Genomic DNA, 21573 nt, shown 5'->3' with positions numbered 1-21573 from the left:
AGCCATCTGTTCCGATTGAACAGTTGAAACCGTAAGGGGGGCGCTTAAATCGTTATAATTGTTGGACCCTAGCTGTTTTTGGTCTCCATGCAAATTCGCCGTCGCCCCCCCAGTGTGGCCGTCAATGTTCAAGAGCTGCAATACCAGGTTAAAACCCCTGAAAATGAACCGCGCAATATTTTAGAAAAGATTGTTTGGTTCAAAGAAACGGAGGTAGCGCAGATGCGAGACTCTGTCTCTCTTCTAGATTTGCGTAAGCAGGTTGAGAATTGCAAGCCACCCCTCTCTTTTATTGACGCCTTAAGAAACGGCAAGACCCAACCCGCCTTGATTGCTGAAGTCAAAAAGGCATCACCTAGTAAAGGGGTCTTACGGGAAGATTTCGATCCGGTGGCCATTGCCCAGGCTTACGAAGCAGCAGGGGCCTCCTGCCTCTCCGTCCTCACCGATGCTGAATTTTTCCAAGGTAGCTTTGACTATTTGCAGCAAATTCGCGCTGCGGTTGATATTCCCTTACTCTGCAAGGAGTTTGTGATCTATCCCTACCAAATTTATTTGGCCCGCTCTCGCGGCGCTGATGCCGTGTTACTGATTGCGGCAATTTTGAGTGATCAGGATCTGACGTATTTTCTCAAAATCATTAAATCCCTGGGGATGGTTGCTTTAGTCGAAGTTCATACCCTTGAAGAGTTAGAGCGGGTGATGCATCTCCCCGACATTGAGCTGATTGGCATTAATAATCGAGATCTAGAGACCTTCACAGTGGATCTACAGGTGACCTGTCACCTACTGACTCAGTATAGAGACTTTTTTCAGCAGAACAATATCTTGGTTGTGAGTGAGTCTGGATTACAAACATCAGCCGATTTAACCACCGTCAAGCAAGCCGGTGCAGGAGCGGTCTTAATTGGAGAATCTCTAGTTAAGGATACTGCTGCTGCCTCCAGCGAAACAGAACGGATGCAAACTAAAATATCTGCTCTTTTTGCTTGAGGCTAGACTATTGATTGAATGCTAATGCTGCTATCAGCGGTTGCTGCCCAACCGCTTGGTGATAGCTAACCGTTATACCCTAAAGAGTCTATAGGTCGATTATGGGGACACTTCCGCTTCCATCACATATCCATTACGAACTTCTGCTCCAAATTTTGGAGCGACAAACCTTGCCATCTCTGAATCCCACGTCTAGCGAATATAGCCAGGCTCAGCAAGTTGTGGTCTCGCTGCGGAAAGCGCTATCCCACCAAAAAGCGTTAGAAGCTCACTGTCGTTGTTCCGATCGTCAGGTGGAACATCGTTGGTCATTAAATGACCAACCCATCCCAAAAGTCGATGTTCGATGATCTGAATCGGTCCAGGTTTTTAAAAAAGGCTATGCTTATCGAGAGCTTTACAAGTCGCCTGATAAACTGAATCACATTGGATTGCACCAGGCAATGGTGATCGCGTGGGAGCCTTACTTTGGCAGAGCAACTGGAGATTAATTGGGTTAATCAGGGTTTGGCAGAGCCAACCACACCATCCCAATCGCCCTTGGAAGCGGAGGCAGACTCGATCGCTCAAAATCTGGCAGGCGATACGCCCTTCCCCTCAACTGATTGGCTTGAGCCTGACGATGCATCTGAAGCCATTGCTGCCCTGCCAGGGGATGACGATTCCCTGCCTGAGCCGGAGGGAAATACGCCTCAGCAGCGGATCAAGCTGTTAGAGCAAGCCCTTGAGCAATGTCAACGCTATATCGATGAACTTAAATCTCAGTTGGTCAATCAAGCCTTTTTGGAAGAGCAGCTGGCGACCACAGAAGAGTTTTCGCATATTCAAAAGCAAGCGGTTTTGACGCTCCAGAACCAGCTCGCCAACCGCGAGCAGTTGCAGGGAGAATTAGAAAACCTTCGCAAATCAAAGTCGAATCTCACTCAACAGGTCGAGGATCAGGCGTCAACCCTGCGCTTTCAAGAGTCAGAAATCCTCAAGCTCCGAGACCAAGTGGTGGAAGAACGGACTGCCTTGGAACGCCTCCAAGATCAAGCCGAACGCCTCTCTCTCCAAATACAGTCCTCCCAAAAAACGGCTGTTCATGAGACTCAACAGCGCATTATTGCCCAAACGACGGCGGAACGGCTGCGAACACAATTGCGAGAATGTGAAGCTGATATTCAGGCCTTAGAAGTGCAGTTGCAGCAGGCGAGGGAAAGCCATACCAATCAGCAGGACATTATTGAGTCTCTGCAAAGCTCTGGTAAGTCAGATTCTCATAAAAACCAAGCCATCCAAAGCCTCAGTGCCAGTCTCTTAAAGGCACAAAACAAAATTGCTGAGCTGGAAACTCAGTTATCAAACCAATCGATTGTGCAAGCTCAATTTCAACATTCAACCCAAGAATTTGCGGAACAAGCTCAGTTGTTTCAAGACCGTTCTGAAGAGTTAGAGCAGCAAGTGGCGGAGATGCAAGAACAAATCCTGCATCAAGCCCAACAGGCCAGTGAGTACGAGACGGCTGTACAGCATTGGAAAGATCGCTCTTTCTCGGCAGAGCAAACGGTGGCCCAGATGAAGCAAGTCCTGGAGCATTTGCTGGCCGATCGCAAAGGCCCTGAGTTGCCGTTGTCCGAGAAATTAGATGATGCAATTACTGCGCTGTCTCAAGCGTATTCATCTGAAGATGGAGACCCGACAACGACCGCTCGCAAAAATATTAAACTCGATTTACCTGCTCTACTGCACCGCTGGCGCAATACCAAGACTTAGGAACAAAGACTTAAGACGGGTTGATGGGGGATGCGGCGTATGGAAAACGATAGAGGTCTGCCAGGATAGATGGAATACCGTATCAGCTGCTCCACTCCGGACTTATCTCCTGCGCTGGTTTCTCCAGATGCGGGTTGTTTAGAAGAGATCGATCCTTTGGGTCAGCCCTTAAAACTGGGATTAATGGCATCGGGGACCGGGAGTAACTTTGTTGCGATCGCAGATGCCATTGCCCAACATCGCTTAGCAGCGCAAATCCAGCTATTAATCTATAACAATCCTGAGGCCCCCGTTGCCCAACGAGCCCAAGAACGACATATTCCAGCGTATTTAATCAATCATCGCGACTTTGCAGCGCGTGAAACCTTTGACCAACAAATTGCTGATCGATTGCGGGCAGCCGACGTTGAATGGGTGGTCATGGTGGGGTGGATGCGACGAGTGACCTCAGTGTTAATTGAGGCATTTCCTGATCACATCATCAATATTCATCCCAGTTTATTACCCAGTTTCCCAGGCATTCGAGCTGTCGAACAAGCTTTGGCACATCAGGTTAAAATTTCGGGCTGTACCGTTCATATTGTGCGTCTTGAAGTCGATAGTGGACCGATCCTGATGCAGGCCGCAGTGCCCGTTTTTTCCAATGACACGCCCTCCCTCTTGCACCAACGAATTCAAACGCAAGAGCATCAGATCATTGTGCAGACCATTGCTCAACTGGCTCAAGCCAAACAGACGTCTGATCGCCAGCATAACGCCCTAGGATAGCGGTATCGATCCACCTGTTCTGCCATTCGACAATGTTCTCCGACGGGACAGCGCATGGCTCTCGATTTACTTTTTCTTTCTGAAAATGGCTACCTCCCTATTCAATCGCTAGAATTGGACAGTGCATCTGTCCTGCGCTTGTATGGAAGTTAGGCTGCAAAAATTATTATCTCAGTGGGGGATTGCGTCTCGTCGTCAGGCAGAGCAGCTTATTTTAGCGGGGCAAGTTAAGCTCAATGGGCAAATTGCAGAATTGGGTCAAAAAGCCGATCCCATTCATGATCAAATTACCCTAAAAGGACAAATTCTGAGACCGACTAATCGCCCTCAGCCCCTATATCTACTGGTAAATAAACCCAAGGGAATAGTCTCCACCTGTAAGGATCCCCAGCAGCGACCAACCGTCTTAGATCTCCTCCCTTCTGAGTATCGGCAAGGACAGGGCCTGCATCCCGTTGGTCGCTTAGATGCCGCTTCTACGGGCGCACTGCTGATCACCAATGATGGGCAGCTCACCTTTTCCCTGACCCATCCTCGTCATCATGTTGCTAAGACCTATCATGTTTGGCTGGAAGGATGTCCTCCCCCTGCGACTTTGTCGCAATGGCGTCAAGGGGTGTGGCTGGAAGGGAAAAAAACCTTGCCTGCGGAAGTCCGAATCCTAAAGCCTTACCAAAATAACACCAATTCTATTTGTCTAGAGGTTATTCTACTGGAAGGGAGAAACCGCCAAATTCGTCGTATTGCCAAACAACTGGGCTATCCCGTTCGCAGTCTGCATCGGACCCAGATCGGTTCAATATCCTTGCGTTCTCCATCAGGTAAACTATTACCTCAGGGACGCTATCGGTCGCTCACATCCTCTGAAATTGAGAGTTTGCGGCATATGATCACAGTTAGGAGCAGTCTAAGCCCAAGAAGGAGTTTCCCTTATGAATCCGCTCGAAATTGAGCCAGATTTGACGCAAAAGCTAACCGAAATTGGGGCTCGCCTCCGGGAAGCTCGCCAAGCCCAAGACACGTCTCTAGAAGAGATTTCTGGGAAAACCATGATCCCAACGCGATTGCTATCCGCCATTGAAGAGGGGCGAGTGGATAGTTTACCAGAAGCCATTTATACTCGCGGGTTTATTCGACGGTTTGGCGATAGTGTGGGTTTAAATGGGCCCAATCTGGCCGATGTCTATTCAGGTAATTTGAGTCAAGATCACCTCGAAACTGAGACCAAAACCAAGCAACGAAAGAAGCGATTGAGGGGGCTAAGGGGCGGCTTACGACCGGTTCATTTGTATGTGCTTTACATTGCTCTAATCATGTCTGCGGGTGTAGGCCTATCCTATCTGACAAATCCTTCAGCAATCACCTCTACCGGCGATCCCCCCGCCAGTTCTGGCGCAATTGATGCACCATCTGAACCAACCGCCCCTGAGAACAAAGCGAATGCTCAACAGGGCACTTCTTCGAAGCCCGTTGCCGCGCCCACAGCCACAAAGCCCGATCTGGTGCGAGTGGATCTCAGCATTAAAGAAGCCTCATGGATGGAAATTATTGTTGATGGCGAAGTCAGCTACGAAGGCATTCTGTCTCCCGGAACCAATAAAACCGTTGTAGCGAAAGAACAGCTTGTGATTACGGCAGGCAATGCGGGAGGTGTGATGTTAGCCGTCAATAAACAACCCGCGCAGTTAATGGGAGAACCGGGTGCTATTAAAGAATTGAAGCTAAAGCCTGAGACGCTGGCAAGCCAGTCTACCTAGGATCTCGATTAGCCTAACCATTGTCCCCTTAATAACTGCCACTGCCAAGGTGAAAGAGGGAGCCCTAAATAGAGGGGTAAGCAAATGATAAAGCTGAAAACGCTAGCCAAAAGCAGGATGATTGTGAAGGCCCGCAACCGCCTATCTGGGCTGTAAAGCCAATCGTTCATCAACCATGCTAAAGCTAAACTGCTAAACATGGAGGCAGGCATATAGTGATACAAAAAAGTGCAGCGACTGACCCCTATCCAGGGTAGATAGTTGGCCAAATAGTTCACCCCTACATAGCAAGAAATCCAGACCTGTTCTTCAGAAAGACTGGAAAGAGCCTGATGGTCTTTGATCGGGGGGGCAAGACGGTGCCAAATTTGCTGCCCCCCCTGGGCCAATAGGAAGAGAATGGCAATGGTGCAAGCCCACCAGAGAATAGGATTGCCCGTGGCATAAACGCTGTAAATCCAGTTAGCAGCAGCCTGCGGGAGGGGTGGGCCAGTGACAGGTAACGGTTCAACTGGACTCCGGGTCAGCTGATAAAAGTAACTAATGGGTTTAAGCAACAGCGGCCAAGTATACCAAGCCGAGCAATAGGGATGAACGTCGGCCCCGCCTACCCGATAGCGATGATAGCTAAAGATCTCTTTGTGAACCTGCCAAAAGTTAAAGTCAGGGTTTTGGGCCAGATGAGGAATCCACAAGAGGCTGTAGGTAAAGAGTGCGATCGCAGGGAGATACCCAAACAGTTGTAGCCAGGTTAATTCCGACAGCCTCTGAATCGGCAAAAGTCGCGTTTGGCGCTTCAAATCGTCAAACCTAGAGCGACAGAATTTGGCACCTCCCCACAGTAAGTAGAGACCGAGTAGAAACCCTAATCCATTCCATTTGACAGCTATGGTTGCCCCAAAACTCGCCCCTGCAGCCGCCAACCAGCCATTGCGCTGATGGCCTTTGTGATTCAAAGCGATAAGTACCAACCAGTGGGCCAACAAGCCAAAGAACAGAATATGAACATTGAGGAGCGCATATCGGGATTCCACCAACAGCAGACCATCCAGACTAGTGAGTACTGCCGCGATTAGAGCGTAGCTAGGTCGCTTACTGAGCTGGTAGGCCATTCCCGCCAGTATCAAAGGAATCGTGGCCCCAACCAGGGCATTGATCCATCGAAACCCCCAAGGATTAAACCCCTTGAGGGCAATTCCCAGAGCAATTAAATATTTCCCCAAGGGCGGATGGGCATCGAAGAACTCCGTTTGGGTCAGATAATGATGGCCGAACTTGGCAAAATAGACCTCATCAAAAACGAGGGTATTAAACCGTTCTAATCCCCAGAATCTGAAGGCAAGGGCAAAGACCCAAACGCAGCCTATGCCGATCCAAAACCACAGCGGAGGACGAGAGGGTGAAGCGCTCATCTAAGCCGCGTTTTCCAAAGCTGCCGTCCGTACTGCAATCTGCTGGGTTCGTTCGCCGCGCTTGAGGGTAAGCTGCAGATTTTGTCCCACCTTCGTCTTCTCAACAAAAGACTGCATCTCGTTGGCACTCTTAATGGGCTGACCATCCACCGACACAATCACATCCCCCCAGCGAATACCTGCCTTGGCAGCAGGCGTATTGGGGAACACCTTCATCACAAGCGCACCATCAATTTCAGGCAGGATAAAGGGAGAGTTGGGATCTTTATTGTTCTCCTGGGCCTGTTGGGGAGTCAGGGTGGTCATTTGCACCCCCACATAGGGATAGGCAATTTTTTCACCCCGAACCAGTTGATCTTTCAGACTTTTGGCTTTATTAATCGGAATCGCAAATCCAATGCCCATGGCATCGGCACGAATCGCGGTATTAATGCCAATCACTTCCCCAGCATCACTCAGTAAAGGCCCCCCAGAATTACCAGGATTAATCGCCGCATCGGTTTGAATAAAATCTAATCGCTTACCGGGGATGCCGACCTCCGCACTGGTGCGATGCAGGGTACTGATAATGCCCAGGGTGACGGTGTTATCTAGGCCAACGGGATTCCCAACCGCAATCGCCCAATCCCCGACTTGGGCTTGATCCGAATTGCCCAATGGCGCAACCGGCAGTGGTGCTTCGACCCCCTTGAGTTTGACCACCGCTAAATCAGAGACTTCATCGACACCGCGGACATCACCTTCAAACATTCGGCCATCTTTGAGGGTGACAGAAACAGTATCGGCTTTGCTAACCACATGGGCATTGGTCAGGATAATGCCCGAACTCTCAATAATAAATCCAGAGCCTTGTCCCCGGAGCCGATCTTCTCGGGGGCCTCGGGAGAACCCTTCCGGGCCAAAGAAGTCTCGTAGGAAGGGATCATCAAAAAAGGGATCTGCAGCAGGGCGAACAACAGTCCGTTCTGTATCGATTCGGACCACTGTATCTCCCACCTTTTGGACCACGTCGGAGATAAAGTTATGGGGGGCTCCGGTCGCTGCACTGGTGAGAATTTTGGCAGCAGGACTAGCCGGAGCAACTTCTGCCTGTACGGGCAGGATAGCCCCTAAGGTAAAACCCATCACCAAAATGGATGCTAACCCTCGTTGCAGCCAGGCAGGCCACTGTGTTGGCCGAGCGAGGGAGAATAATGCTTGAATGAACTTTGAGAAAAGCATATTCATAGGTTTCTTTCTGCTTTGCTGCCACCGTCTACGCTATAACAAGTTTAGTCGTTTCTTACTCCAACCTTCTGTAATGGCGGTGGGGTGACCCCCACTTGTGACCGAACCTTATGAGCCAATCTCCAACGTCTGAATCTACTCAATCCCCCCACCCAGAGAAGCCAAAACCCAAATATGGTGAACGCCAAATTGAAGCTGGGGAGTTGATTACTTTTCCGAATCCTCGTGTCGGTCGCCGCTATGACATTCACATCACTTTGCCAGAATTTACCTGTAAATGCCCTTTTTCTGGATATCCTGATTTCGCGACTATTTACCTGACCTACGTTCCCGATCAGCGAGTGGTGGAGCTAAAAGCGTTAAAGCTCTATATCAATAGCTACCGCGATCGCTATATTTCCCATGAGGAATCGGTAAACCAAATTTTAGATGATCTGGTTGCTGCTTGTGATCCCTTAGAAATCAAAGTGAAGGGTGACTTCTTGCCTAGAGGGAACGTCCACACCGTCATTGAAGTGCAGCATCGAAAATAGGAATTAGCGTCTGGGCGTAATAGATTTAGCCATGTAAATATCAGGCTTACCCAGCCCATTGGCATCCGGCATCACGCCGACGACAGAAAACCCACACTTTTGGTAGAACTCATAAGGATGCTGGTGTAGGTTTTGGAGCTGAGCAAGATGCTCCAGCACATTGGGATAGAGGTGGGTATCACTCAAACTCGTTTGGCCGCTCTCATCATCGGTCCCAACCCAAAGAGTCAATCCACCACGTTGCCACACGCAAGTTTCTAAATCGGCGACTAAGCGGCTCCCCCAACCTTGTCCCCGCTCGGAAGCCTTAACCACGAGCGGATGCAGTTCCCAAACATTGCCTGAATAGCCTGGATAAGGCAACCCGCCAATCCAACCCAAAACCTCACCGTCAGTATTGATCGCAATCCGACTGATCCGATTTGGCTGTAATGATTCTTGGACTTCCTGCATACCAGCGGCTAGATCAGGCCACGCATCGGGCCAGTTTTCGCGAAAGCTATCGACTAGCAAAGTCGCGACGTCAGTATGGATCTGAGGATTATCTGGGGGTAGATCGATAATAGGCATCTATCTACTCAGAATGTGAAGCCTGCAGTTTAACTGCTGTTCTCAAGATCTGGCCCGCTAACATTGCTGCGCCAAAGCCGTTATCAATATTGACCACTCCAATGCCGGGGGCACAGGAGTTGAGCATCGTGAGCAAAGGCGCAAGGCCATTAAAGCTGGCGCCATAGCCAATGCTAGTGGGGACGGCAATCACGGGACAATCGACTAAGCCCGCCACAACACTGGCTAAAGCGCCCTCCATGCCTGCCACTACGATCAAGACATCTGTAGATGCGATCGCATCTCGGCAACTCAGGAGTCGATGAATTCCAGCCACCCCCACATCCCAAAATCGGGTAATCGAAAATCCCCAGAGAGACGAAACTACAGCGGCTTCTTCAGCAACAGCTTGATCCGCTGTCCCTGCTGACAGAATCCCAATCTGTCCTGGATGTTTAGAGGTGGTTGGTAATGGAGTAGTGGAACAAATTCTAGCTTTGTCAAAATACTGCAGATGGGGCAATGTTGGCTGCAATTGGGCAAAGACCTCGGGGTCTATCCGCGTGGCGATCACACAATCCGACTGAGCCTGCATGGTTTTGAAAATTTCGATAATTTGCTCAGGGGTTTTGCCTGGCCCCCAAATCACCTCTGGGAAACCAGTTCGTAGGGTGCGATGGTGATCGATTTTGGCAAAATCACCGACGGGTTCGTAGGTCAGATATTTCAATTTTTGCAAGGCCAGTTCTGGACTGACCTTACCTGTTGAAACGTCCGTTAGCAACTGAGCAAGAGTATCGGGTTGGGTCACGAGAGCAGACCGTGAGGGTTGCAGTGAAAGAGGGAGAAGAAACTACCGTCTAAATCTTAATACGGTATATTTTAAGCAACTTCTGAACCCGTTTCTATAGCCAGTGCGAAAGGCTTGAGCTCGCTGAGTCCGAGTGCCGTGGGTGTTGGGATTAAATCGGGCGTGACCACTAGAGTAGGACTGGTAGTATCCTTCCCTGGCATCATTGGGATCCAGTAGGCCCTTACGGCTCGCATACTGAGCATAAACCCCTGCGAAGCAATCAGCCTGTAGCTCTTCTTGATAGAGATAGCGGTTTAATCGACTGAGCCCCAGTTGGCGTTGAACAGCATGACCATATTCATGAGCCATGATCGTGATCGCGGCAAAATCCCCCCAACGTCGATCGGCGCGGACTAGAAACGGAATATTGAGATAAATGCCATGATCGCGAGGACAGTAGAGGGCATTAAACGGACCAGAGACTCCACAGGCCGTTCGAACGGCACGGTAGTAGGTGTAGGATTTGGGGCGATACCATTTACGCCCCATCTGCTTAAAGGTTTTATCCCAAAACGCATTGATATCGGAATTGGCAAAATTGACTTTCTGACGCAGGGTTTGGCTAGTGGCTGGCCCAGAGGCAGTTAGCCATAGACTCGTTGCTAAACCGACAGAGAGAAGAAGTGTTGAGGCAGATCCACGTTGCGCTAAAAACCAATGATCCTTGGAGAGGCTGGGAGGCATAGAACTGGCGAGAGATTCAGAGGATATTAATTAACAGTGTAGACGGTATTTTTAGGCGAAAAGTTCAACGCCTTTGGTTTGAGATTTTGGTTCAAAACAAGGAATTTATCCATAAAAAAAGTAGAGAACCCCAAATAAAAACAGGAATTCTCTACTTTACGAAGAATAATGAGTTAGAGCAATTAGGCCGCAACAGCCGTTTTGGACTTCTCAGCTGCCAGTTGCCCTAAGATGGCATCGACATTTTGGCGGGCATCGCCAAACAACATTTCGGTGTTGTCGTTGTAGAACAAGGGGTTATCAACACCGGCATAGCCACTCGACATGCCACGCTTCATTACAACGACGTTTTCTGCGTTCCAGACTTCTAACACTGGCATCCCCGCAATGGGGCTCTCTGGATCGCTCAGGGCACTAGGATTAACCGTATCATTCGCGCCAATAACAAGGACCAAATCAGTTTCACCAAAGTCATCATTAATCTCGTCCATTTCCAACACGATATCGTAGGGAACGTTCGCTTCTGCCAGTAGAACATTCATATGTCCGGGTAATCGCCCTGCGACCGGATGAATACCAAACCGGACATTGGTACCCCGCTCCCGCAAGATTTTGGTAATTTGAGCCACAGGATGTTGGGCCTGGGCCACAGCCATGCCATAGCCTGGGGCAATAATGACATTCTTGGCATTTTTGAGCATTTCCACCGTGTTTTCAACGGTAGTTGAGGTGGCTTCGCCCACGGGGCCATCTGCTGACTTGGAGCCACCTTTAGGGGCGGCGCCAAAACCACCGAGAATCACGCTGAAGAATCCCCGGTTCATGGCTTTACACATGATGTAGCTGAGGATGGCACCGCTACTGCCCACTAAAGCACCTGTAATAATCAACAGGTCATTCCCAAGCATAAAGCCCGCAGCGGCCGCTGCCCAGCCAGAATAGCTGTTGAGCATGGAAATCACCACTGGCATATCGGCCCCGCCAATGGCGGCAACCAAATGGATGCCCAGCAGACTTGCGATCGCAGTCATGATCAGCAGCGGCTGCAAGCCAGTAGTGCCTTCAGCGCCCATAAACTGAGCCCCTAGAATCACCGAGCCCACCAGCATGCCAATATTGAGGAAATGACGCGCAGGCAGCATCAAGGGCTTGCTACCCATAATGGCTCGTAACTTGGCAAAGGCAATAATCGATCCGGTAAAGGTGACCGCGCCAATAAAGACCCCGAGGTAAATTTCGATATGGTGAATGACTTCTTCCCCCCCGGATAAACCTGATTCCGGTTGGAGATAGTTGGCAATGCCAACCAGCACTGCCGCTAAACCAACAAAACTATGCAAGATAGCAACCAGTTCAGGCATAGAGGTCATCGCAACGCGGGACGCCACAATCGCGCCAATAATGCCGCCGGGAATAACAACAGCAGCTAGGGTGCTGTAGCTGGTCACTTCGGCACTAAGAGCGGTAGCCCCCAACGCAATCACCATGCCGAGAATGCCATAGATGTTGCCCTTACGAGCGGTTTCCTGATTCGATAAACCGGCCAAACTGAGGATAAATAAGGCACTTGCTGCGATGTAAGCCACGGTGACAAGGCTATTGGTCATAGTCGACTCCTAAGAAAGCGGGAAAAGAGTGAGCCGTCCTATCCAGTTGAGGACGGCATGAGCTGAGACATTATTTACGGAACATTTGCAGCATCCGTTGGGTGACGAGAAATCCACCAGCAATATTGATCGTGCCAACCAGAATTGCGATCGCACCCAGTATGGTCGTCGGCGAACCCAATGGACCGGAGATTTGCAGCATGCCACCCAGAATGATGATGCCGCTAATCGCATTAGTGACACTCATCAGAGGTGTATGCAAGGCGGGGGCGACATTCCAAATCACCTGCCAACCCACGAAACAAGCCAACACAAACACGGTGAAGTGGGTCAAAAATGAAGGAGGCGCGGTTAAGCCAATCCCAAACAAGGCTGCGCCCACTGCAATGAGCGGAAGCCACTGACCAATGACTGATTTCTCTTTCACCTCTGGCTCAGCCGGCATGACCGGCTTCTTAGCCTCAGCAGTAGGCTTAGGAGGAGAAGGTTGGCTAACTTGGGGGGGAGGCCAGGTAATTTTGCCCTCTTGCAGAACCGTAGCGCCGCGCACCACTTCATCTTCAAAGTCAATTTTGTAGTCTTCCGCTCCGCCCATATCCTTGAGCAAATGGCAGAGGTTATTGCCATAAAGCTGGCTGGATTGGTTCGCCATCCGGCTAGGTAAGTCCGTCAACCCGACAATCGTGACGCCATGGTGTTGATAGACTTCGTTCGGTCGGGTTACTTCACAGTTACCCCCCTGCTCCGCAGCCATATCCACCACCACAGAGCCTTCCTTCATGCTCTCTACCATATCCTTGGTAATCAGCAACGGCGCTTTTTTACCTGGGATCAAAGCAGTGGTGATGATGATATCGACTTCTTGGGCTTGCTCAGCGAACAGCGCCATTTCAGCAGCAATAAATTCAGGGCTCATGGTTTTGGCATAGCCCCCCGCTCCGGTGCCATCTTCTTCAAATTCCAATTCTAGGAATTCAGCCCCCATACTTTGCACCTGTTCTTTGACAACAGGGCGAGTGTCGAAAGCGCGAACTACGGCACCCAAGCCTCGAGCGGCACCAATGGCGGCAAGACCCGCAACGCCAGCCCCAATCACCAATACCTTTGCAGGCGGTACTTTACCCGCAGCAGTGATTTGTCCGGTAAAAAAGCGACCAAAGTTATTGGCCGATTCCACTACTGCTCGATAACCCGCAATATTAGCCATGGAGCTAAGGGCATCCATTTTCTGGGCGCGGCTAATTCGAGGGATCGCATCCATCGCCAGGACATTGGCCTTTCGCTCAGCCAACTGCTTGAGTAAGTCTTCGTTTTGGGCAGGCCAGATAAAGCTGATTAGGGTTTTGGCTTCGTGTAGCAGTTCAGACTCATGACAGTTGAGGGTGGGGTGCATCTGGGGTGCCCGCACCTTAAGAATAATATCGGCAGCCTCCCAGAGTTGAGCAGCATCGGATACCACTTGGCATCCAGCCTGCTCATACACTTGATCAGAAAAGGTGGCTTCAGCGCCTGCTTTAGATTCAACCAGTACCTCAAATCCCATTTTTTGGAGGGTTTTGGCGGTATCAGGAGTAGCAGCAACCCGGCGTTCTCCTGGAAAAACTTCTTTGGGGATACCGATCTTGAGACCTGTTTGGGATTTGGGGCTATCAGCGTTCGCTAATGTCTTATCGGCAACTGTCATGAATGCTCCTTGCGGTGGTAAGTCTTCAACAGAAACAAAAAACTAAGGTGCGTCTAACCTCCTTAAGGACTGAGAGGCGTAGAATATAAAATTTTCAAAAATGGTTGATGTTTAACGGCTCACGACAATGATCAAGGTCCTCAAATTGCTGAGCACGGAGACAGGACAATCACTACAGCAATAGACGGCGACAGGAGACGGATCGGAAGGTGAAACGGATGTAAGACGTTAACAATAAACGGTTCGCTAAGGAATGGGCGGGCACCACTCAACTGAATGCGAATTGATTTAGATTTGCTCACCTACAAAATGGACAGGTTAATCGCATCCTAATCTTGATCCCCAAATTTGGGCGACATTCTTTAACTTGTCTTATAAATTCTTTGATCTGCTTTGTAGAGTGTTGTGTCGCTGAGAGTTGACACTGCTATTTAGATTGACCCACATCTGCCGACACACTCTACTGGGCATCAAGTATCGTTACCTTCCTGGAGCCGCTTTCCAGTTCTGAATAGATGGGGTGTCCGGGCATATTCCAGTATCCAATGGGTGAAGCAACCGATATGAGATCGCTCTGTTAAAGCCTGCAGGCGAGCCAGTTCAGTGAACATTGTGCCTTCTTGGGATTTGTAAGGCTGCCCCCATCTATCTCTAGCAACACCCTTAAGATCACTCAAGTTTTAGGGGATTGGAATGGGGTGCACTGGAATATTTACCAGAGGACGACTGGACTGGTATTCTCATACCTATCAACACTGGCCTCTGTAACTTCAAGAAGGTTGACAGTCTATGGATAGCATCCCTATTTCCGTGGTTGAGTGGGTGATTAATCTGGTACGAGCCTATGCGATCGCAGGTTTGATTTTCGCCCTTCTGTTCGTCACCTTCTTAGTCAAACGCGTGGATTCGGGTGCCCAGGGCTGGGCCATTGGCTTTCGAGTTCTGATTATTCCGGGGGTAGTTGCGTTTTGGCCGATGTTTGCAATTCGGCTATTGCGGGGCAAAGGCCATCCCACCGAAAAAAATGCCCATCGAATCGCCGCCAAGCAAAGCACAGGAGCCCAATAATGGTCATTTCTCGCCGTCAGGTTCACCTCTACTCGTTTGTGGTTCTGGCGATTGTGCTGCCCCTTTGCTTCATCGCCGGATTAGTCTGGCGACCAACCTTCGCGCCAGTGGATGCTTCAGCGGACGCCTTATTTCAACGAGCGGGATTTGCCCCCTCCTTCACTTGGGAGAACCAGGAGGTATGGCGTAAACCCAACCTGATCAAACAGGATCAAATTCAGCTCCGGGCAGAAAAGGTATTTGCCAAAGCGGGCGGCGATCCCTTTCTCAATCTTCAGCCCCAGACGGATTTACAGCAACCCGATTTGCTCGTCTACTGGCAGCAGGGAGACACGCCCCCCGAAGCCCTCAGCGAGACGTCGATCTTATTGGGGGCATTGTCGGGGGCGTCGAATCGTCAATTTGCCATCCCCACTGCCATGCAGGGACAAACGGGACACCTGCTGCTGTTTAGCCAAGCAACCCAAGAAATCATCTCTGCCTTTCCCCTAGATCCTGATTTAACCCAACCCAAACCCTAATCCATTCTGAGAGGAATTCATCTGTGGGCGTTGCATATAAAGCAGTGCAGTGGAATCGGCAAAAGTTCGTTTACGACCTTATTTTGCTGACCACTGTCGTTTTCTATCTCTTTTTCTTTGAAGGCATGAGCCTCCAATTGAGTAGTGATTTAGATATTAAAGGGATTTGGATTCGGGCCTTTGGCTCTGCCGCCTTTATCCTGCTGCACGTGATTCTTTCCATTGGTCCCCTTAGTCGTCTGAGCCCAAAGTTCTTGCCGCTGCTCTACAATCGGCGACATATGGGCGTCACTATGTTTATTCTGGCCCTGCTCCATGCCCGGGATGCCTTGGCCTGGTATCACGACTTTGGCAACCTCGAACCCATTGTGAGTCTGTTTGTTAGCAACACCCACTATGCAGACTTTATCCGTTTTCCCTTTGAAGCCCTGGGAGGGGTGGCCCTCGTTATCTTATTCTTGATGGCGGCGACCAGCCATGACTTTTGGCTCACTAATCTAACGGCTCCGGTTTGGAAAGCCCTGCATATGGGCGTCTATTTGGCTTACGGCTTATTGGTCGGTCATGTGGTCCTAGGGGCGTTGGAAACCAACACCCATCCGTTCCTGACCCTGGCTGTTGGCGTGGGATTTGTGTGGATTGTGGGGCTGCACCTGATCACTGCGCTTCGAGAAGCGAAAAAAGACGGTGCGCCCCTGTTTGGAACGCCTGCGCAGCCCCAAGTGGATGCCGATGGCTATGTCAATGTGGGCAGTGTCCATGACATTCCTGAGAACAGGGCCAAAATCGCAGTCATCGCTGGGGAACGGGTGGCCATCTTCAAGTATGACGGTCAGATCTCGGCCATTTCTAATGTTTGTCAACATCAAAATGGTCCCTTGGGAGAAGGCAAAATCGTGGATGGTTGTATTACCTGTCCCTGGCATGGTTATCAGTATCTGCCCGACAGCGGCATCTCTCCACCACCGTTTACGGAAAAAATTCCCACCTTTAATGTCAAGCTCCAGGGTGATCAGATTCTGGTCAGTGCAACCCCCAATCTCCCTGGCACGCCTGTTGTCCCTGCTGTTATCGGTCAAGTGTAACGATCATGAGTCGCCTCGATTCCCAGGATGAATTTTTTATTGGCTATCTAGGAGTGCCCCCCCACTTAAAACGGTTTTTGTTGGGGTTTATTCCTGTCCTCGTGCTGGCTGCTCTAGCCTTTGCCTCTATTCTGCCGCCCCTACATTTTGATCAGTCTAATTTAGGCAAACGGACGAAAGTCCCAGAGTTTGAAGGACTGCTGGTGGGCCAACCCTCCCCCCATCTCCTCGTGCCCAGAACGGGAGACGTGGGCACTGGCAGCGACTTTTCCCTCTACCTTTTATCAGGACCGGGCAAAACCTCCCCTAAACCCAAGGTGCTGGAGCATGTGGATAAATGGGTCAAACTTAAAGGCACACCCTTCCACCGCAACCACTTAACGGTGATTGCCACCAAATCTGCGGAACCGATGGCAGCGCCGACGGCGGGACCGACCCAACCGGCCAGCAGCTCATTAGGCGAGTTTTCCCTCAAAGGAGAAATCGTAGATGGCAAATGCTATCCCGGCGTGATGAAGCCAGGACGGACTAAAACCCATCGTTCCTGTGCGATTCGCTGCATCGCCGGTGGCGTACCGCCTGTGTTTGTGGTTCATAATCAGGCGGGGGACAAGCTCTATTTCTTGCTGTCAGATCTAGACGGGACAGCGGTGAATGCAAAGGTTCTGGACTTGGTCGCGGATCCGGTTCAAATTACCGGAGAAGTGATTCAATATGCGGATACCTTTGTCCTCAAAGCGGATCCAGCCACCTATCAGCTGCTGTAAATGCCCCAACTGTCCTTCTCCGCGATTAATCCCAAGCTGGCCTTGGTTATTTCCAGAGCATTAGCGGCTTTGCGGCCTTCGCTGATTGCGTTTCTAGTCACCAATGCCATGCTTCTGAGTGGGGGAACCCAGACGCCTATCTCCTTCTGTAATGTTCTATTTGTGGGGAATTTATGTGCTGCGATCGCAGTGGGTACCTGGTTTGGCTGGCGAGCAATTTGGCAAGATTGGCAGCGTTTGGATCGACGGATTAAGGTCGGACTGTTTCTCAATGGCTGCTTGGCGGCGCTCCTGTCTTCTTTAATCTTTGTGGGTCTAGCCTATACATCGGTCACCAATGCTGTGCTTTTAAGCCGTTTAGGCCCAGTAATTTATGCCTTGATTGGCACGCTGATTCTAGGCCGTAAAATCCAGCGATTTGAATGGCTTGGGTTTTCCCTGATCATTGCCGGGGTATTGGGGATTGTCCTCAAGACCAGCAACTTTCAGATCAATCAGGGAGATCTATTGATTTTGCTATCGGCGGTTGTGTATGCGGCCAGCTCTACCTTAGGGAAGCTGATGCTCTCTAAACAGACGAATTTACGCATGGTTGTATTTAGCCGTAATTTCATCTCGTCCATTATCTTTTTTATCATTGCCAATCTGGTGTTTGGCCCGGAGCATTTTACAGATGTACTGGCAGGGCAGCTCTGGATGGTGATGGTCATCTATGCGTTGATTATTATCGTCTTGGCGCAGTTTCTGTGGTACGCCGCCCTGGAACAGTTGAGTTCGCAAACGGTGGGTAAATGGACGGCTTTATCCCCCGTATTTGGGGTGACCTATGCCTTTTTGCTCAATGGTGAACGGCCTTCCATGGCTCAGTTCTTGGCGTTTCTGGTGATTATGGCTGGGATTTGCGTGACGAGCTTTAATCGGCAGTCTTCGCGCCCGATGGAAACGAACGAGATGGCCGACGGGGCTGAAAGCTGCATGTCTACGTCTTAAGGTTCGAGCAATATCCGCAAGCACTATTGCATCAAAGGTTCTAACAGAAATACAGTTCTTCTCACGGGTAGTTCTAGTCCTTACTGCCTGTGTCGAGAGAGACCAGACAGCAAGGAACGCAAATTTTCTCAGTTAAGGACAGCCCAAAGAATCGCGCGTATCCACCCCTGTGACTGGATTAACACCACTGGCCGTTTCACACAAGATTTTGACTTGATCCTTATCAATGACCGCAAAACTAAAGTCGGCATCTGTTACCTTGGCATCGCGAAGGCTGGACTGTAACAGCATCGCCTCCGTCAAAATGGCCCCGCTGAGATCGGCTTCCGCAAAGCTGCTGAGATAGGCCATGCCGCCCGTCATATCGACATTTTGGAAATTGGCCCCCGTAAGGTCGACCCCATTGAATACAACAGCCGTCAAATCCGCCTCACGAAAATTAGCCCCTGCTAATTGATTACTACTAAACTCGGCTTCTCGTAAATTTTGGCCGGAAAAATCTTGGGTGGCGATATCGGCATCATCAATGGCACGGGTCGCAGCAGAACTTGCTGCATGTACGGGTAAAGGCAGTAATAAGAATAAAACTAACAACGTACATAAAATAACGGTGCGAATCCGGAACATATCTTCTCTAAATGTCTAAATACGATTTCTAAAGCAAAGCGAGAGTCATAAGACCCCTTTGACAAAACTTAATACAAATTGGCCCCTTTGGCACATCCTCACAAATAAATTTCGGTCTTAGCGCCAACCTTACAAAGAACATAAAAGCCTGAGACTAAGAAGTCCAGGCAGCAGCATTCATGCTGAACTCCATTAAGGAGGGACCTTTTATCTCTATTAGTCGTAGAGGACTGTATAGAGCAACAACACTAAACCATTGCTATAGATAGTGTGGTCCGATAGCTGCAAACGAGTGGTGGGGATGGACAGCTGAGACCCTGCAAACAAAGGAATACCCGTACCAAACAGAACCGGATTGACTTTGAGAATAATGTCATCAATGAGTTGGGCAGCCAGAAGTGTTGTTGCCAATTGTCCACCTCCACAGAGGTAGATATCTTGACCCGTTCTGGCTTTCAGATCTCGGACTAGGGTCTCCAGTCCATCTGAAACGACGGTGATTGATTCATCTGGGCTAGTTTGCAATGTTCGAGAAATCACAAATTGCTGCATATGGGGGTATGGATTGGTTACGCCCTCTTTGACACCCACTTCATAAGTCTTTCGCCCCATCAACACCGCATCAAATTGTTTTAAAGCAGCTAAATAATCAGAGACATGGTCCCCTGTCATCAAAAAACCATCCAAGGAACCATCTTGATGGGCAATAAAACCATCCACTGTCGATGCAATGTAGTATTTCAGCTTCCGCATAAATCACCTCGTCATACCCTAGTCTTTTGAATCTAGACATTGATAGTGAATCTCGGCAAGCCGATGCAGCAAAACATGATAATCAGCCAGAAATGGATAGAAATCACTCTTTCACTGCGGGTACTGTCATTGAGAAACAACTAAGATTTTGGAGCATGTAGCGCAATTGGCCGGGACATAGATGCCTGATTTTGCAACTTCAATAGACATCCCATCCCAAACCCAATGACTAAACCCGATACATGGCCCATAAAGCTAACTTGGGGCGTCATCACGTCGAAGATCGTCTGAAGCACGACAAATAGACCAATCAATCGTAATCGGGTCGCTGCCATTTTTGATGAATGCTGGCGCAAGATGCGGATTTGGATCGCAGCTTCAGTTCCGATCACCCCCATAATTGCGCCAGAGGCCCCTACGGCCGCAGGAGTGACAAAAATATGGGTGATGGTCAATAGCGTTAATGCCAGCATGGACCCCATCGCAGTGGTCAAATAAGAGACCAAAAACCGCCAGGTTCCCAGCATTTTTTCCACAAATGGACCGAGCAGGGCTAACCCAAACATATTAAGGCTCAGATGCAAAGGGCCAAAGTGAAGAAAAGCGGCTGCTAAAAGTCGCCACCACTCTCCTGCAACGACTTCTGCAGGAATGAGAGCTCCCAGGGTATATAAGGCCACAGTATCAGTCCCAAAATTAAGCTCATTGGCACTACTTCCGAGAATAATTTCGGCAATAAAAAAGGCAAGATTAATCGCAATTAAGCCCAAAGTGATCGGTGAGCGCCCTATCTTACCTTGCTGCCGTTCACGATCCTGTAATTCGGAGAATAAGGCATCTCCCCACATTTTTAGCTGGTGGCGTGAATCATCGTTTAACGGATCGTTAATGTCGGCTTGGGGGGTACGCTGTCGCAAGGTATTAGCGTATAAACCATTGCCACTCGCAATCAGCTGATCGAACTCTTTTTGAGCGACCTCTGGTTCTCCCGCGGCCATCACAGCGGTCGATCCCCAAAACAGTTGAGCTGAGTCCGCGATTTTAGCCAGGGGACCTTGGAGTAGCCGCGCAACCAGCTCTGGCTGACCACAGAATGCAAACACAATGAGACGGCTGAAATCCCAATAATGTTTGATAGTCGCATTGGCCACTTGGGGCTGGAACCGCTCTAATTCCGCAATCATTTCATTGAGGCGATGGGTTTCTCCCAAGGCCATCAGGTAGGTGGTCATGAGTGAGCCACTACTCATGACTGTTTCCTTGGGAATCTCTTGGGTCATCCAGTCCAACATGGCCTGCCAGTCTCCCCGAAAACGAAAGAGTTGGCAGCGCGCGACCACCCCCATAAGGGAGGCGGATGAGTTGACAGGGATCAGGTGTGCCTCAGCTTCAGCGAGTTGACCCATCTGGGCCAACTCCATGGCTTGAAGATAGCGCGGCCATTGCCAAAAACTATCCATCGGATGCAGCAGCCGCAGGACTTGAGCCCATCGTCGAGCCGCTCGAAAATGCTGTTGCCAGGTGAGTTGATTGATGCGAACCGCACCCCGCTGAGGGATTAACACGATTAGAAACCAAATTGCCCCACTGATTACCCCCCCATGATTCGGCAAGACCCGCTGGAGTAAGAAGGTTAATCCGATGAGAAATACCGCTACAAAGCGCCAACCTCTGGCAGTCTTCCCTCGTTTAAAGCCGATGATCAGAAGGCTAATGCTGGATACATAGACCATCCACATCAGCAGTTGATTTAAGTTCATCACCGATCCTTAGATCCAGACTTGATGGTCATGGATGCCTCTCAGTTCAACGGTTTAATGCTCTAGCCATGATAATTCCCTTTGGGGGAAGGCTGCCAAAGAAAGGCCACGGAAAGGGAATGACTATTGCTTACTGTCTGTCAGACATAGCTCGGTCGGAGGCTATCGCATCCTGCGAAC

The 21573-nt window shown here is 49.9% G+C and carries 23 protein-coding genes; 12 read left to right on the top strand and 11 right to left on the bottom strand.

Features of this window, described 5'->3' with window-relative positions; genetic code table 11:
- Positions 1-87 precede the first annotated feature (87 nt).
- The 6 genes from trpC (at position 88) to Q0991_RS07985 (ending at position 5273) form a co-directional block, all read left to right on the top strand.
- Entirely contained in the window at positions 88-993 is a 906-nt protein-coding gene (gene trpC, locus Q0991_RS08010; protein WP_299487196.1) for an indole-3-glycerol phosphate synthase TrpC, read from the top strand.
- A gap of 101 nt (positions 994-1094) precedes the next feature.
- Complete coding sequence (locus Q0991_RS08005) at positions 1095-1343, top strand: DUF5340 domain-containing protein (protein ID WP_299487148.1); 249 nt, start codon at positions 1095-1097, stop codon at positions 1341-1343.
- A 118-nt stretch (positions 1344-1461) separates the two neighbouring features.
- A complete protein-coding gene (locus Q0991_RS08000; RefSeq protein ID WP_299487147.1) occupies positions 1462-2748 on the top strand; it encodes a hypothetical protein in 1287 nt (428 codons plus the stop codon).
- Positions 2749-2817: 69 nt separating this feature from the next.
- Positions 2818-3516: a phosphoribosylglycinamide formyltransferase gene (gene purN / locus Q0991_RS07995; protein ID WP_299487145.1), complete on the top strand. Its 699-nt coding sequence runs from the start codon at positions 2818-2820 to the stop codon at positions 3514-3516.
- Between the two features lie 142 nt (positions 3517-3658).
- Positions 3659-4468 carry a pseudouridine synthase gene (locus Q0991_RS07990; RefSeq protein ID WP_299487142.1) on the top strand — a complete coding sequence of 270 codons (810 nt, stop codon included), beginning with the start codon at positions 3659-3661 and terminating at the stop codon, positions 4466-4468.
- Positions 4449-5273 (top strand): helix-turn-helix domain-containing protein, encoded by an 825-nt coding sequence (locus Q0991_RS07985; RefSeq protein WP_299487140.1) that lies wholly within the window; start codon positions 4449-4451, stop codon positions 5271-5273. The genes Q0991_RS07990 and Q0991_RS07985 overlap by 20 nt, the downstream gene beginning before the upstream one ends.
- Before the next feature lie 8 nt (positions 5274-5281).
- Here the strand turns inward: Q0991_RS07985 and Q0991_RS07980 are convergent, their stop codons facing one another.
- The gene (locus Q0991_RS07980) at positions 5282-6685 is read right to left on the bottom strand and encodes a phospholipid carrier-dependent glycosyltransferase (RefSeq protein ID WP_299487137.1); all 1404 of its coding nucleotides are present in this window, start codon (positions 6683-6685) and stop codon (positions 5282-5284) included.
- Entirely contained in the window at positions 6686-7906 is a 1221-nt protein-coding gene (locus Q0991_RS07975; protein WP_299487195.1) for an HhoA/HhoB/HtrA family serine endopeptidase, read from the bottom strand. It lies immediately after the preceding gene.
- A 116-nt stretch (positions 7907-8022) separates the two neighbouring features.
- Between Q0991_RS07975 and queF the strand changes: the two genes are divergently transcribed.
- Complete coding sequence (queF, locus tag Q0991_RS07970) at positions 8023-8445, top strand: preQ(1) synthase (RefSeq protein WP_299487135.1); 423 nt, start codon at positions 8023-8025, stop codon at positions 8443-8445.
- A gap of 3 nt (positions 8446-8448) precedes the next feature.
- On the opposite strand, the gene Q0991_RS07965 is transcribed toward queF, so the two are convergent.
- From Q0991_RS07965 to Q0991_RS07940, 6 genes are all read right to left on the bottom strand, one after another.
- Complete coding sequence (locus Q0991_RS07965; RefSeq protein WP_299487133.1) at positions 8449-9015, bottom strand: GNAT family N-acetyltransferase; 567 nt, start codon at positions 9013-9015, stop codon at positions 8449-8451.
- Between the two features lie 4 nt (positions 9016-9019).
- The gene (larB, locus tag Q0991_RS07960; RefSeq protein ID WP_299487130.1) at positions 9020-9805 is read right to left on the bottom strand and encodes a nickel pincer cofactor biosynthesis protein LarB; all 786 of its coding nucleotides are present in this window, start codon (positions 9803-9805) and stop codon (positions 9020-9022) included.
- Between the two features lie 42 nt (positions 9806-9847).
- Positions 9848-10531, bottom strand: coding sequence for a neutral zinc metallopeptidase (locus Q0991_RS07955; protein ID WP_299487128.1), 684 nt, complete (start codon positions 10529-10531; stop codon positions 9848-9850).
- Between the two features lie 182 nt (positions 10532-10713).
- Positions 10714-12138 (bottom strand): Re/Si-specific NAD(P)(+) transhydrogenase subunit beta, encoded by a 1425-nt coding sequence (gene pntB / locus Q0991_RS07950; RefSeq protein ID WP_299487126.1) that lies wholly within the window; start codon positions 12136-12138, stop codon positions 10714-10716.
- A 70-nt stretch (positions 12139-12208) separates the two neighbouring features.
- Complete coding sequence (gene pntA, locus Q0991_RS07945; protein ID WP_299487125.1) at positions 12209-13822, bottom strand: Re/Si-specific NAD(P)(+) transhydrogenase subunit alpha; 1614 nt, start codon at positions 13820-13822, stop codon at positions 12209-12211.
- A gap of 470 nt (positions 13823-14292) precedes the next feature.
- Positions 14293-14433 (bottom strand): hypothetical protein, encoded by a 141-nt coding sequence (locus Q0991_RS07940; protein WP_299487123.1) that lies wholly within the window; start codon positions 14431-14433, stop codon positions 14293-14295.
- Positions 14434-14611: 178 nt separating this feature from the next.
- On the opposite strand from Q0991_RS07940, the gene Q0991_RS07935 reads away from it, so the two are divergent.
- From Q0991_RS07935 to Q0991_RS07915, 5 genes are read left to right on the top strand one after another with little or no spacing between them, the layout of a single operon-like run.
- Positions 14612-14890, top strand: coding sequence for a hypothetical protein (locus Q0991_RS07935; RefSeq protein ID WP_299487122.1), 279 nt, complete (start codon positions 14612-14614; stop codon positions 14888-14890).
- Positions 14890-15411: a hypothetical protein gene (locus tag Q0991_RS07930; RefSeq protein ID WP_299487120.1), complete on the top strand. Its 522-nt coding sequence runs from the start codon at positions 14890-14892 to the stop codon at positions 15409-15411. The genes Q0991_RS07935 and Q0991_RS07930 overlap by 1 nt, the downstream gene beginning before the upstream one ends.
- Positions 15412-15434: 23 nt before the next feature.
- A complete protein-coding gene (locus Q0991_RS07925; RefSeq protein WP_299487118.1) occupies positions 15435-16496 on the top strand; it encodes a Rieske 2Fe-2S domain-containing protein in 1062 nt (353 codons plus the stop codon).
- A 5-nt stretch (positions 16497-16501) separates the two neighbouring features.
- Positions 16502-17263 (top strand): hypothetical protein, encoded by a 762-nt coding sequence (locus tag Q0991_RS07920; protein WP_299487115.1) that lies wholly within the window; start codon positions 16502-16504, stop codon positions 17261-17263.
- Positions 17264-18253, top strand: a complete 990-nt coding sequence (locus tag Q0991_RS07915) for a DMT family transporter (protein WP_299487114.1) — start codon at positions 17264-17266, stop codon at positions 18251-18253. It abuts the gene before it with no gap.
- A 132-nt stretch (positions 18254-18385) separates the two neighbouring features.
- Here the strand turns inward: Q0991_RS07915 and Q0991_RS07910 are convergent, their stop codons facing one another.
- From Q0991_RS07910 to Q0991_RS07900, 3 genes are all read right to left on the bottom strand, one after another.
- Positions 18386-18880 (bottom strand): pentapeptide repeat-containing protein, encoded by a 495-nt coding sequence (locus tag Q0991_RS07910; RefSeq protein WP_299487112.1) that lies wholly within the window; start codon positions 18878-18880, stop codon positions 18386-18388.
- A 216-nt stretch (positions 18881-19096) separates the two neighbouring features.
- Positions 19097-19633, bottom strand: coding sequence for a dihydrofolate reductase family protein (locus tag Q0991_RS07905; RefSeq protein WP_299487110.1), 537 nt, complete (start codon positions 19631-19633; stop codon positions 19097-19099).
- Between the two features lie 140 nt (positions 19634-19773).
- Complete coding sequence (locus tag Q0991_RS07900) at positions 19774-21393, bottom strand: rhomboid family intramembrane serine protease (protein WP_299487108.1); 1620 nt, start codon at positions 21391-21393, stop codon at positions 19774-19776.
- Between the last annotated feature and the right edge of the window lie 180 nt (positions 21394-21573).

The organism is Acaryochloris sp. IP29b_bin.137 (assembly GCF_028285745.1).
In the GTDB taxonomy this organism is placed as follows: domain Bacteria; phylum Cyanobacteriota; class Cyanobacteriia; order Thermosynechococcales; family Thermosynechococcaceae; genus Acaryochloris.
Note: the sequence above shows the minus strand (reverse complement) of the source record. Positions and strands in the feature narration are given on the sequence as shown.

Bases quoted from the DNA above. Each gene is read 5' to 3' on its own strand.
- trpC (WP_299487196.1), top strand. From the start codon at position 88: ATGCAAATTCGCCGTCGCCCCCCCAGTGTGGCCGTCAATGTTCAAGAG.
- Q0991_RS08005 (WP_299487148.1), top strand. From the start codon at position 1,095: ATGGGGACACTTCCGCTTCCATCACATATCCATTACGAACTTCTGCTC.
- purN (WP_299487145.1), top strand. From the start codon at position 2,818: ATGGAATACCGTATCAGCTGCTCCACTCCGGACTTATCTCCTGCGCTG.
- Q0991_RS07990 (WP_299487142.1), top strand. From the start codon at position 3,659: ATGGAAGTTAGGCTGCAAAAATTATTATCTCAGTGGGGGATTGCGTCT.
- Q0991_RS07985 (WP_299487140.1), top strand. From the start codon at position 4,449: ATGAATCCGCTCGAAATTGAGCCAGATTTGACGCAAAAGCTAACCGAA.
- Q0991_RS07980 (WP_299487137.1), bottom strand. From the start codon at position 6,685: ATGAGCGCTTCACCCTCTCGTCCTCCGCTGTGGTTTTGGATCGGCATA.
- Q0991_RS07975 (WP_299487195.1), bottom strand. From the start codon at position 7,906: ATGCTTTTCTCAAAGTTCATTCAAGCATTATTCTCCCTCGCTCGGCCA.
- queF (WP_299487135.1), top strand. From the start codon at position 8,023: ATGAGCCAATCTCCAACGTCTGAATCTACTCAATCCCCCCACCCAGAG.
- Q0991_RS07965 (WP_299487133.1), bottom strand. From the start codon at position 9,015: ATGCCTATTATCGATCTACCCCCAGATAATCCTCAGATCCATACTGAC.
- Q0991_RS07955 (WP_299487128.1), bottom strand. From the start codon at position 10,531: ATGCCTCCCAGCCTCTCCAAGGATCATTGGTTTTTAGCGCAACGTGGA.
- pntB (WP_299487126.1), bottom strand. From the start codon at position 12,138: ATGACCAATAGCCTTGTCACCGTGGCTTACATCGCAGCAAGTGCCTTA.
- pntA (WP_299487125.1), bottom strand. From the start codon at position 13,822: ATGACAGTTGCCGATAAGACATTAGCGAACGCTGATAGCCCCAAATCC.
- Q0991_RS07940 (WP_299487123.1), bottom strand. From the start codon at position 14,433: ATGTTCACTGAACTGGCTCGCCTGCAGGCTTTAACAGAGCGATCTCAT.
- Q0991_RS07935 (WP_299487122.1), top strand. From the start codon at position 14,612: ATGGATAGCATCCCTATTTCCGTGGTTGAGTGGGTGATTAATCTGGTA.
- Q0991_RS07930 (WP_299487120.1), top strand. From the start codon at position 14,890: ATGGTCATTTCTCGCCGTCAGGTTCACCTCTACTCGTTTGTGGTTCTG.
- Q0991_RS07920 (WP_299487115.1), top strand. From the start codon at position 16,502: ATGAGTCGCCTCGATTCCCAGGATGAATTTTTTATTGGCTATCTAGGA.
- Q0991_RS07915 (WP_299487114.1), top strand. From the start codon at position 17,264: ATGCCCCAACTGTCCTTCTCCGCGATTAATCCCAAGCTGGCCTTGGTT.
- Q0991_RS07910 (WP_299487112.1), bottom strand. From the start codon at position 18,880: ATGTTCCGGATTCGCACCGTTATTTTATGTACGTTGTTAGTTTTATTC.
- Q0991_RS07905 (WP_299487110.1), bottom strand. From the start codon at position 19,633: ATGCGGAAGCTGAAATACTACATTGCATCGACAGTGGATGGTTTTATT.
- Q0991_RS07900 (WP_299487108.1), bottom strand. From the start codon at position 21,393: ATGAACTTAAATCAACTGCTGATGTGGATGGTCTATGTATCCAGCATT.